11 protein-coding genes are annotated in these 11,609 nt (G+C 69.9%); 10 read left to right on the top strand and 1 reads right to left on the bottom strand.

All coding sequences use genetic code 11. The annotated features are described in order from the left end of the window. Positions 1 to 234 precede the first annotated feature (234 nt). The 10 genes from CXP56_RS07430 to CXP56_RS07385 all read left to right on the top strand — a co-directional run bounded on the left by CXP56_RS07430 (position 235) and on the right by CXP56_RS07385 (position 10,446). On the top strand, positions 235 to 1,629 hold the full coding sequence (locus CXP56_RS07430) for a YrhB domain-containing protein (protein ID WP_286900539.1): 1,395 nt from the start codon (positions 235 to 237) through the stop codon (positions 1,627 to 1,629). A gap of 102 nt (positions 1,630 to 1,731) precedes the next feature. Further along, positions 1,732 to 3,132: a hypothetical protein gene (locus CXP56_RS07425; RefSeq protein ID WP_028847544.1), complete on the top strand. Its 1,401-nt coding sequence runs from the start codon at positions 1,732 to 1,734 to the stop codon at positions 3,130 to 3,132. 20 nt (positions 3,133 to 3,152) lie between these two features. Continuing rightward, complete coding sequence (locus tag CXP56_RS07420) at positions 3,153 to 4,172, top strand: type VII secretion system-associated protein (RefSeq protein ID WP_051310143.1); 1,020 nt, start codon at positions 3,153 to 3,155, stop codon at positions 4,170 to 4,172. Positions 4,173 to 4,563: 391 nt separating this feature from the next. Then, complete coding sequence (locus CXP56_RS07415) at positions 4,564 to 5,217, top strand: response regulator (protein ID WP_028847545.1); 654 nt, start codon at positions 4,564 to 4,566, stop codon at positions 5,215 to 5,217. Then, positions 5,214 to 5,822: a trimeric intracellular cation channel family protein gene (locus CXP56_RS07410; RefSeq protein WP_028847546.1), complete on the top strand. Its 609-nt coding sequence runs from the start codon at positions 5,214 to 5,216 to the stop codon at positions 5,820 to 5,822. The genes CXP56_RS07415 and CXP56_RS07410 overlap by 4 nt, the downstream gene beginning before the upstream one ends. A 48-nt stretch (positions 5,823 to 5,870) precedes the next feature. Further along, positions 5,871 to 6,563 carry a response regulator transcription factor gene (locus CXP56_RS07405; protein WP_028847547.1) on the top strand — a complete coding sequence of 231 codons (693 nt, stop codon included), beginning with the start codon at positions 5,871 to 5,873 and terminating at the stop codon, positions 6,561 to 6,563. A gap of 83 nt (positions 6,564 to 6,646) precedes the next feature. Then, on the top strand, positions 6,647 to 8,002 hold the full coding sequence (locus CXP56_RS07400) for a sensor histidine kinase (protein ID WP_051310243.1): 1,356 nt from the start codon (positions 6,647 to 6,649) through the stop codon (positions 8,000 to 8,002). Between the two features lie 162 nt (positions 8,003 to 8,164). Further along, positions 8,165 to 9,277 (top strand): S1C family serine protease, encoded by a 1,113-nt coding sequence (locus CXP56_RS07395; protein ID WP_051310244.1) that lies wholly within the window; start codon positions 8,165 to 8,167, stop codon positions 9,275 to 9,277. Positions 9,278 to 9,473: 196 nt separating this feature from the next. Beyond that, positions 9,474 to 9,983 (top strand): MogA/MoaB family molybdenum cofactor biosynthesis protein, encoded by a 510-nt coding sequence (locus CXP56_RS07390; protein WP_028847550.1) that lies wholly within the window; start codon positions 9,474 to 9,476, stop codon positions 9,981 to 9,983. Positions 9,984 to 10,104: 121 nt separating this feature from the next. Then, a complete protein-coding gene (locus tag CXP56_RS07385; RefSeq protein WP_038044998.1) occupies positions 10,105 to 10,446 on the top strand; it encodes a hypothetical protein in 342 nt (113 codons plus the stop codon). Between the two features lie 631 nt (positions 10,447 to 11,077). Here CXP56_RS07385 and mscL read toward each other — a convergent pair. After that, positions 11,078 to 11,479: a large conductance mechanosensitive channel protein MscL gene (gene mscL / locus CXP56_RS07380; RefSeq protein WP_028847551.1), complete on the bottom strand. Its 402-nt coding sequence runs from the start codon at positions 11,477 to 11,479 to the stop codon at positions 11,078 to 11,080. Positions 11,480 to 11,609: the final 130 nt, after the last annotated feature.

The raw sequence follows: 11,609 nt of genomic DNA, 5'->3' as shown, positions 1-11,609 counted from the left end.
CGCAGCCGGCTTCGTGTGCCACGGCGCACGAGTGAGCAAGGGCTTCACCGGACCCGGCACGTGGCGGCCCCGGACGGGGAGAACGAACCACGACGGGCCAGCTCGACGTGGTGAGAGATGGAGCCGCGCACGAGCGGCGACGGTGCATCGTCCGACGCGGCCGCCCGGCCAGGTGCATGACGTCAGCCGCGGCGAACCCAGGTGCGTAGCGAGATCGCAGAAAGGCGGGCGAGCATGGCCGACGAACCGGTGAAGCGGGCCCGGGAATGGCTGGACCGCACCTACGGCGGGCTTGTCGTGGTGAGCGATCAGCCGTCGGTGGAGTCCACCTGGGCGACGTACTTCAGCTGTGCGTACGCCGATGCCAAGCCGGACGACAAGCTTCTTGCCGTCACGCTGGCGGTCCCGAAGGACGGCTCGGAGCCGTTCCCCTTGCCGAACGCTCGCCCGTTCGGCGACATCGAGGACATCGACGTCGTCAACTGGCGCTGGGGGCTCAACGCTCGCGGGAGCCTCGTCGCCGCGCATGCGGAGCTGAGCAACCGGCCGGCTTCTGCGCTGGGGTGGCGCCCGGAGGACGAGGCGCCCGGCTGGTGGCAGCGGCTGCTCGACCAGCACTTCCCGGACGCCGAAGTCGCTACCTGCGCGACGTGGGACGAGGTGCGGTCCGCCGTCCTGGACGGCGGACCGGACACCCGCGGTGTGGTGTGGCTGCGCAGGCGGTTCGCCGGCATGGACTTCACTGGGCATCTGCTGTACGCCTGCTACGACAACGGCGAGGCGATGCTGCTCGATCCGCAGCTCGGGGACATCGCGCTGGTCGACGACGACGTGGTCGACAGCCTGGTGCTGGCCCGCTTCACCGGCAAGGAACCGTTGTGGGCGGAGCCGGTGATGCCCACCCTGGTGTCCGCGCCCGACCTGGAGTCGGCGGTGCGGAAAGCGGAAAGCTGGCTCACCGTCCACTACGGCGACGCGATGCAACTGGTCGATCCGCACGAAGACGACGAGATGGAGCGGGGCTGGTTGTTCGCCTGCGCGACGAAGCGGTACCTGGACAGCGGCGACTGGCGGCACCAGACGCTGCACGCCGCGGTGGTGGTCCCCAAGGAACCCGGTGAGGAGCCGTTCGGCCTGCCGCTGGACGACCCGTGGGGCTGGGTGCACGCGTGGGACCACGGTGTGGAGAACCTGCGGGAACCGCCGCCACCGGACCCTGCGGAGCTGCACTGGCTCGAAGAACTGGCCAGGGACCTCGACGTCCCGTACGAGGCGAGCACCCACCACAGCTGGGACGACGTGCTCGAGGAGATTGCCGAGCTACCGGCGGGACAGCGCGTGGTGGTGTGGGCGCGGCGGCGGGATCACCGCGACCGGGAAACCGTGGGCAACGTGTTCATCGGGTTCGTCGACGAGGACGGGGAGGCGTTGCTGCTCGATGCCGAAACCGGCGAACCGATGAACGAGCCGGAGCCGCTGGCCGTGCATGTAATCAGATTCGACCTTCCGGCGCCGACCGACGAGAACGAGCAGGAAGACGCGAACGAGGCAGGACAGGACGCCGAGAACGAGACGGACACGGCGCAGGACCGGACGGAAGGCGCACCGAAGGTCGAAACGGCCGCGTGAAGGCGACCCGGGTGGGCGGTGCCCTCCGCCGCACGGTCCGGCCCCGGCAGCGGAGCCCGGGCAGTGGCGCAGCGGCCGATGACCAGGACGGAGAGGAGGCCGATGTCGCTGCCGAGGTCGCTCACCAAGAGCCTCCGCAAGGGGTATGCCGCCACCCGGATCGGGCACACGCTGGTGGTCCACGCCGATGCGCAGGTCAGCACGGGTGTCCGGGTGCTCGCCGAGTCGCTGCCCCCGGACCCGACGGCCGACGTGGTCGTGGCGGACATCCCGCTGCGCTCGCCGACGCAGGTGTGGCGGCGGTTCGCCAGCGCGGTGCCCCGCAGCCCCCGTCCGATGCGGATCGTTCCTGGGCAGGAGCCGTTCGAGGCTTCCGGTGAGCTCTGGCCGTGGCTGGCCAACGAAGTCGGCCGGGTGGTCATCGCGCCGTGCGGGAAGGTGCACTACGGCCGCGGCTGGCTGTTCGTGCACGCCGACGCGCGAAGCGGCTGGGTCGCCTTCCCACCCGGCGGACAGCCGATGTGGGACGGCAAACGGTTTCCGCGGCCCGTGTGGGACACGATGGAACTCGCCCAGGGCAGGCTGGTCGGTCCGCGCTGCGTGGCGGAACCGGTGCCGGCCGGGGCCTGGGTGCGGCCGGACGTCGACGAGCGTTTGCTGGCCGCGTCACGCGCGATGCTGACCGGCATGGTGCCGTGCCTGCCGCAGTCTCCGACGATCATGCTCGGCGCCGCTGGCCTGCCCGGTATCCAGCTGACGGACGTCGTCGGCTACTGGAGCACGTTGCCGCGGCCGATCGCGACCGCGGCGCGGTTCGTGCGCTGCGGGGCGGTGGACCAGGTCGGCGACGAATTCTTCGGGCGGACCCTCGCCGAGGCGTTGGGCACGGAGATCACCTGTTACACCGGCATTCCCGCGGGGTCGCCGGTGGCCTTGGACGTGATCACGCTCCGGCCCGACGGCTCCCCCGGCTGGCGTCCTTTCGTCCAAGTCGTCACCCATCGCCCCGACGGGTCCGCGCCGCTGGTCAGGAAGTGGCGCGCGCCGCTGATGGGGGCCGTCCAGACCGGACCGGGGGTGTATTCGCTGGGGCCGGGAACCGTGGTGGAAGTGATCCAGGCCGGGCTGTGGATCCGCCCGGAGAACTTCGCGGCCGACCCGGCGGGCGTGCGCACCGTGCCCCTGAATCCCGAGCGTTGCCTGCTGGTCTACCAGGAAAGCGACGACGGCCCGGCCCATCTGCTGCGCGCCGTCGCCGAGCAGCTTGCCGAGCGGCTGGACGTGGCGACCCGGTCCGCGGCGCGGCTGGTGTCGAGCGCCGAGCTGGCCGACGGACGGCCAGGCCATCCGCTGGCCGAGGAGCCGGTGCAGACCGACGTCATGGCCCGACCGAGCGTTCCGCCGGAAGCCGCGGAGGCCTCCGGGCCGGATGCCGGCGACGGAACCGAGCTGCCGTGGTTGTCCCGCATGATCGACACCATTGCTCTCCCTCGTGTGGAGTGACTTGAGACAGGGCGTGCGTCATGACCACATCACCCGCTGACGAGACCCGGAAGACGTCGGGCAAGGCGACCAAGAAGACATCGAGCAGGGCGGCCGCTCGGCGTACCAGGCAATCGTCCGAGACCCAGGCGGATGCCCCGACGAAGAAGGCGTCGACGTCCCGGAAGTCGGCGGCGACCAAGAAGGCGGCGACCACCGCGAAACCGGCCGATGCCGAAGTGGCCACCTCGGCCACGAAGACGTCGGCAGCGAAGAAGCCGGCCGCCACGAAGAAGGCTGCGGGGCCCGCGACCACCAGGAAAGCCACCACCAGGAAGACGAGCAAGGCGAAGAAGGCCGCTGCGGTCGCGGCCGAGGACCACCAGGCCGAATCGACGAAGCAGCTGCAGACCGATGCCGCCGGTTCTGGCGCCGAGCAGCCTGCCACCCCTTCGGCCGGATCCGAGCAGCCGGGTGAAGCCTCGCCCGCCCCCGGTGGAAACGCGTCCGCGCAGTCCACCGCTGGCGAGGGCGGACAGGAGTTCGGCCCCGACGACGGGGTCATGTTCCTCATCGACAAGGCCTGGAGACCGACCGAGGAACAGCCCAAGCCGCCGTTGACCGCCGTCGTCGGCGCCTGGCGGGTGCGGCGGGGAGAGCCGTACGGCAAGTTCGAGCCCAACCCGATCTACCAGCCCTGCTCACCGGATTCCCCGCTCGACCCGGTCGACGACGCGCTGACCAGGCTGCAGCGAGGCGAAGCCAACCCCGACGAGTTGGTCAGAGCTTTGGCCAACACGCTGGTCGGTATCGCCGTGGACGACAGCGGTGTCGCGGTTGTCCGGCGCGCCCCGGACGGTGTGCCGTCGGTGCTGATCGCGTCGTCGTACCGCGTCCGGGACACCATCGACGTGCCGAACTGGCGGGACGTGACGATCGAGGAGCTGATCGAGGCGATGCCGGACAGCGGGATCGACCTGCTGCTCAACCCTGGGGCGAAGGCGTCCATGCGGGTCAGCTGGGGTGCGATCAAATCGGCGCTGGCCACCGCGCAGGCATGAGCAACCGTCGTCGAGCAGCAGTGTGTCGCCCGGCCTGCCGAGCGACGGTGCGGCACGGGTGAGCAAGCGACTCGACGACAGGACGCTGCGTACATCCCCCGCCGCTGGCCGGGCACGGCCATCGCAACCCGGTGACGTGAGCGGCTGCGCCAGGTCGTCCGCGCCGTGCTCCGAGGTGGCACGGCCGGTCGCCGGGGTAGCTGAAGCCGCCGCGCATGGCTCGTTGCCCAAGCCGGCTTGTTCCGGTTCGACGACCGGGCGCATGCGCGGCTGGCGATCGATCGTCAACCCGCAGCGTGAATCTTCTGCCCGCGCGTACACCTGTGCCGGTCTCGTGCGTCTACCTAGGTGAGTAGCCTCTCCATGTCGAAGGCCAGGTCGGAGGACGCCAGTGATCAGGGTGATGTTCGCGGACGACGAGGAAATCGTCCGCTCGAGTTTGCGCACGATGCTGTCCGGTGCCGAGGACATGGAGGTCGTCGGCGAGGCAGCCGATGGACGATCGGCGGTGGAGGTCGCTCGTCGGCACCATCCGGACGTCGCGCTGCTGGACATCAAGATGGCAGGCGAGGAAGACGGCCTGGAGGCGTTGCACGGCATCCTCGCGCTGGCCGAGCCGCCCGCGGTGGCCATGCTGACTACGTTCGACATCGACAGCTACGTCTCCCGTGCGTTGAGCGCCGGGGCACAAGGGTTCCTGCTCAAGGACATCCGCCCCGCCCAGCTGGCGCAGGCGGTTCGTGACCTGGCGCGCGGCGGTGCGGTGCTCGACCCCGGCGTGGCGGCGCGGATCATCCGTGCACAGCGTGACGAGCAGCGTGCCGCGGCCCCGGCGCGTGAGCTGCTGGCGTCGCTGTCGGAGCGGGAACGCGAAGTGGTCACCCTGATCGCCAAGGGAATGTCCAATTCCGAGATCGGGTCGACGTTGTTCCTCTCCGAGGCCACGGTGAAGGGCTACGTGTCGTCGGTGCTGGCCAAGATCGGCGCAGCCAACCGGGTACAGGCGGCGCTGCTGGCCTATCGGGGCGGCCTGCTCGACGACTGATGCTCCTGGCGCTCGAGCTGATCGGCGTGGTGGCCTTCGCCGCGTCCGGCGCTCTTGCGGCCGTCCACGCCCGGCTCGACTTGTTCGGTGTCGCCGTGCTGGCCACGACCACCGGACTCGGCGGCGGGATCATGCGTGACGTGCTGCTCGGGATCCATCCGCCGATGACGTTGCGGACGTGGCAGTTCCTGACCGTCTGTGCGGTGACCGCGCTGGTGGTGTTCTTCTTCCATCCGCAGGTCGCCCGGCTCCGGCGGCCCGTGCTGGTCGCCGACGCGGTCGGGCTCGGTGTCTTCGCGACGTCGGGCACGGCGATCGCCCTCGATGCCCAAGCCCCCGTCTACACGGCGTGTTTGATCGGGATGACCACCGGGATCGGCGGTGGTGCGGCGCGCGACTTGTTGTTGCGGGAGATCCCGGTGGTGCTGCGGCGGGAGATCTACGCGCTCGCTGCCTTGGTCGGCGCCGTGGTGGTCGGCGTGGGGCACGCGCTGCAGCTTCCGCAAGGGCCGGTCACGGTCGTCGCCGCCGCGCTGGTGATCGCAGTCCGGCTGCTGGCGCTGTGGCGGAAATGGCACGCACCGGTACCACGGAAGCCCGACTGACCCCGCCGTTCTCAGCGGAGGCTCAGCCTGGGGAGTAAGACTGTGCGCATGCGCATTCTTGTCGTCGACGACGACCGGGCGGTGCGGGAGTCGCTGCGCCGATCACTGGAGTTCAACGGCTATTCCGTCGACCTGGCCAGCGACGGTGCCCAGGCACTCGAGGCCATCGAGGCCAACCGGCCGGACGCCATGGTGCTCGACGTGATGATGCCGCGCGTGGACGGGCTCGAAGTGGCTCGCAGGCTGCGCAGCAGGGGAGACGACCTGCCGATCCTGGTGCTGACCGCGCGGGACGCGGTGTCGGACCGGGTGGCCGGGTTGGACGCGGGAGCCGACGACTACCTGCCCAAGCCGTTCGCGTTGGAGGAGCTGCTTGCCCGGTTGCGCGCGCTGTTGCGCCGTGCGTCTGCCGAGCCGGCGGGTGGTGGGCAGGCATCCGTGCTGCAGTTCGCCGACCTCACGTTGAATCCGGCGACCAGGGAGGTGACCCGCGGGGAGCGGAGCATCAGCCTCACGCGTACCGAGTTCGCGCTGCTCGAGCTGCTGATGACATACCCGAAGCACGTGCTGACGCGGAGCCGGATCCTGGAAGAGGTGTGGGGCTACGACTTCCCGACGTCCGGCAACGCCCTCGAGGTCTACATCGGATACCTGCGACGTAAGACGGAGGCCGGTGGCGAGCCCCGCTTGATCCACACCGTGCGCGGTGTCGGGTACGTGCTGCGGGAGACCCCTCCGTGACCCGACCTGCTCCCGGGAGCACCTGGGTGACCGAGTCCGACGGTGGCGGAGGGGACGTCGACCCCGGTCCGGCGCGCTGGCGGATGTCGCTGCGCAAGCGGGTGTCGCTGCTGGCCGCCAGCTGTGTGGCGGTCACGGTCGCGTTGGTCTCGCTCGGCGCCTACTTCACCATGCGGGCGAATCTGTACGAGACGCTGGACGAGCAGCTGATCGAACGCGCGCAGAACGCCGTGCAGGCGCCGCCGGTGACCAACCGCGTGGAGCAGATTCCCGCGGCTTTCCTGGCCTCGACCGACATCGAGATCGGTGTGCTGTCGTTGTCCGCGACCGGGGTGGCGCAGATGCGCAACCCGGTCGGCCACGCTCCGCCGTGGGGAGAGCCGGAGCTGCGGGTGGCCACCGGTGACAGCTCGTTCTCGCTGCGGACCGAGCCGAAATCGAACTCGCGCGTGATCGCGCTGCCGTCCGGCCCGGGTGAGGCGATGGTGCTGGCTCAGCCGCTCGAGCCGACCCAGAACATCCTGCGCAGGCTGGCCGTCGTGTTGTTCGTCATCGGCGGTGCGGGTGTCGTGGTCGCCGCCGGTGCGGGCACCGCGGTGGCCAGGGGGAGCCTGCGGCCGGTGGAGAACCTGACGGCGGCGACCGAGCGGGTGTCGGCCACCGGCGACCTGCGGCCGATTCCGGTTTCCGGTGACGACGAGCTGGCCCGTCTGACGTTCAGCTTCAACCGGATGCTGGCCGCGGTGGCCGACGCCCAGGAAAAGCAGCGCCAACTGGTCGCCGACGCCGGGCACGAACTGCGCACCCCGTTGACGTCCATGCGGACCAACTTGGAGCTGCTCCTGGCGGCCGACAAGCCCGGTGCCCGGCGGCTGTCCGACCAGGACCGCGCGGAGATCGCGCGTGACATCACCGGGCAGCTCGACGAGATCACGCAGTTGATCGGCGATCTGTCGCTGCTGGCTCGCGGTGACGCTCCGCCCCCGGAGCCGGATCAGGTCGACATGGTCGACGTCGTCGAGCGTGCGCTGGAACGTGCTCGCCGGCGGGCCGGAAGTGTGGAATTCGACGTGTCGCTGCAGCCGTGGACACTGTACGGGGACTCCACCGAGCTGGAGCGTGCGGTGTTGAACCTGCTGGACAACGCGGTGAAGTTCTCGCCGGAGGGCGGTACGGTCGAGGTGCGGCTGCGTCCGCTCGGCGACGGCACCGCGGTGGTGGAGGTCGCCGACGAAGGACCGGGCATCGCTGACGAGGACATTCCCCACGTCTTCGACCGGTTCTACCGCTCGGTGAGTGCCCGCGGGCTGCCCGGTTCCGGCCTGGGTCTGGCCATCGTCAAGCAGGCCGCGTTGCGGCACGGCGGCACCGTGTACGCCGGCCGGTCGGCTCGTGGCGGCGCGTTGCTCACCATCCGGCTGCCGGGCGAGCCCGGCTAGTCTTGAAGTGAGCCCACAGGGTGGCCTCAGCCCCTTCTCAGGACCGCAGCGCACGGTGGAGACATGCAGCACAACGACGAGCCGACGTCAGCGAACCGGGTGTGGTCGATCGAGGAAATGCAGCGGGCGGCCCACCATGCCGGGACACCGACGTATCCACCGATGGGATACCCCCAGGCGCCGTCCGGAGAGCGCAAGCGGCGCGGCGGGTTGATCGCCGGGGTGGCGGTGCTGTCGTTGCTGGTCGGCGCCGGGGCAGGCGGGGTGAGCGGGTACCTCGCGGCCGAGCGTGTCGACCCCGGGCCGACGATCAACGCGCTGGAGCAGGAGCGGCCGGCGCGGCAGACGGGCAGCGCGCCCAAGGGCAGTATCGAGGCGGTCGCCGAGAAGGTCTCGCCCAGCGTGGTGCAGCTGGAGGTCAGCGGTCCCGGGTCGGTCGGGGAGGGCTCCGGTTTCATCCTGACCGACGACGGCTACATCATGACCAACAACCACGTGGTCGAGGCCGCCGCCGAAGGGCGGGGTCATATCCGGGTGGTGTTCCACGACGGCCAGGACGCCAAGGCGTCGGTGGTCGGGCGCAACCCGACCACCGACATCGCGGTGGTCAAAGCCGAGGGTGTGAAGGGGTTGCAGCCGGTCGAGCTGGGCAGGTCGGACGATCTGCGGGTCGGCCAGACCGTGGTGGCCATCGGCTCCCCGTACGATCTGTCCGGAACGGTGACGGCGGGCATCATCAGCGCGCTGAACCGTCCGGTGACCGCGGGAGGCCGTGGTGACCAGGCGACCGCGATGGACGCGATCCAGACCGACGCGGCCATCAACCCGGGGAACTCCGGCGGCCCGCTGGTGGACATGAACGGCCGGGTGATCGGCATCAACTCGGCCATCTACAGCCCGTCGAGCTCCAGCGACGGGGGCCGGGTCGGCAACATCGGCATCGGCTTCGCCATCCCGATCGACCAGGCGCGCCGCACCGCGGACGAGATCATCGAGACCGGTAAGGCGACGCAGACCTACATCGGCACGATGGTCGGCGACGCCCCGAACGGCGGGGCGCAGATCGTCCGCGTGCTGCAGGACTCCCCGGCGGCGAAGGCTGGGCTCAAGGAGGGCGACGTGGTGGTGAAGATCGGTGACCGCCGGGTCGAGGACGCCGACGAGCTGGTGGCCGCGGTGCGGACCCGGGCGCCAGGGGAGAAGGTCGTCCTGACCTTGCAGAGCGGCCGCACGGTCGAGGTCACGCTGGGGGCCGAGCCCGTGCCGGGCAACTGACGACACCGGACGCAACGTCCAGAGTGCGTACCGGACGCAAGCGACCTGCACCGATCGCCTTCCTTCCGCCGAACCCTGGTAACGAGCGCGGGGAGCCACGGATGGCGGTGCTGGGCGGCGGGCGGAGGCCGACACGGATCGCGTCGGGAGAACCTCACTGCGCGTGGCGGCTCGGCCACCGACTAACGTAACGGCCATGGAACGCAGTGCGGCGCAACGGTTGGGGAGAGCGTTGGTCGTCGTCGTCGACGATCGAGTCGCCAACGGCGAGGTCGAGGACACCACGGGTCCGCTGGTCACCGAGCTGTTGAAGGAGGTCGGCTTCATCGTCGACGGCACGGTCAGCGTCCCCGGCGACACGGTCTCCATCCGCAATGCCTTGAACACCGCGGTGATCGGCGGGGCGGACCTGGTGATCACGGTCGGTGGCACCGGTGTGTCGCCGCGCGACGTGACGCCGGAGGCGACCCAGGGCGTGCTCGACCAGACCATCCCGGGCATCGCCGAGGCACTGCGTTCCTCCGGGCTGTCGGCGGGTGCGGTGGATGCCGGCATCTCCCGGGGCCTGGTCGGTATCTCGGGCAGCACGCTGGTGGTCAACCTGGCGGGCTCCCGGGCTGCGGTGCGTGACGGCATGGCCACGCTGGCCTCGCTCGTGCCGCACGTCATCTCCGAATTGTCCGGCGCCCTCGAGCCCGAGCCCTGATCCCGGCTGGAGGTAATGCTGATCTCGGCTGGTGGCAGGCTGCGCTGGGGGTAATGCTGCTCCCGGTCGGCGGCAACGCTCCCCCGCCGGATCTCTCGGCCGGGCGTGCCATGATGGCACCATGTCCGAGCTCGACCGGGACCACGGCGACACCGGTGGTGAGCAGCGCGATCCCGCGCGGCCTGCCGCGGATCACCTCGGCAGCGGTTCCGGGGCGGGTCAGTCCGGCATCGCTCCTGCGTCGGATCAGTCCGCCACCGGTCCTGAGTCGGATCAGTCCGGTACCGGCGCGGCGGAGCCACCCCGCAAGCAGAGCGCTCGGCGGGCGGCCGTCTCCGCTCGGCGGATCCACGAGGTGTTCGGCGATGTCCTCCCGGAGACCACCTCCGACGAGCGGGATTTCTCGCCGCGGGAGGGTGACCGGGACGAGTGGTATTTGGCCAATCGCCCACCGCACCACTGACCAATCGCCCCTGCACCACCAGCCAATCGCCCGCCGCGTCACTGAGCTTCGGGCATGGCCACACTGCGGCGTCCATTGCCTCACCGGCATTGGCCCAGGGGCGCGCCGAGGCCGCTCATTCCCGGGCACGCCGCCTCTCGCAGGTGTTCGCCGAGATTGGCTATGTCCCACGGGGAGGCCTCGGCACTCGCGTTCGTTCAGAAGCAGGCTGCTTCCCTCAGCAGCTGGCCACTTCGCTCAGTAACCGGCGGTTTCGCTCGGCATCCGGACGCTCTGTTCAGCAATGGAGTCGCTTCGCTTACGGGTTGGTTGCCTCGCTCAGTAGTTGGTGGTTTCGCTCAGCACCCGGACGCCGGATCGACGAAACGTCGGCCGATCTCCGGAATGTGTCTCGTCGTGACGTGCGTGCCGGCCGTCGATGGTCGCTGGCGGCCGTCCGCGGCGGCGAAGGACACCCGTGAACCCATCCGGGCGCGGTGAGCCGTTGGCAAGCTCATGGAGTTGCCTGCGCGCCGAGCGCCATGCGGGGTCGAGCGCCCAGGTATGCCCTGCCCGTCCAGCGTCACCCTCAGCCGGGGCGCCGCACCACGGCCTCGCAACAGGCTCGGCGCCCCGGCGTCACCTCGCTCTGTCAGTGGTTGGCCTGAGCTTTCAGCAAGTCCCTGATCTCGATCAGCAGTTCGTTGTCGCTCGGCGGCTCCTCCTGCTGCGGGATGCCGCGGCGTGCCTTGATCCGCGCCTGGATCTTGTTGAACGGCAGCACGACCAGGAAGTACACCACCGCCGCGGTCAGCAGGAACGTCACCGCACCGTTGATCACTGCGCCGAAGTCCAGCACGGACTTCGGGTTTCCGTCGACCAGCTGAATCGCCAGGCCCACGTTGCTGCTGCCACCGAAGGAGGCGATCAGCGGGTTGATGATGCTGTTGGTGAAGATCGTCACGAGGTCGACGAACGCGGTTCCCACGACGACCGCGACCGCGAGTTCAACGATGTTCCCCCGCATGATGAACTCTTTGAACCCCTTGAGCATGACGTGCCCTCCTTGACTGCTCCTGCGAACGGCCCTTCCGTCCCGCCTGGCACTCGTTCGTGTGATGGATGCCACAGCGACAGGGGCTAACGAAGCGTAACGGTCACCGGTCGACTCAGCGACACGGCTG

Origin of the sequence: Thermocrispum sp. (genome assembly GCF_002919275.1) — a bacterium.
GTDB lineage: Bacteria > Actinomycetota > Actinomycetes > Mycobacteriales > Pseudonocardiaceae > Thermocrispum > Thermocrispum agreste.
Note: the sequence above shows the minus strand (reverse complement) of the source record. Positions and strands in the feature narration are given on the sequence as shown.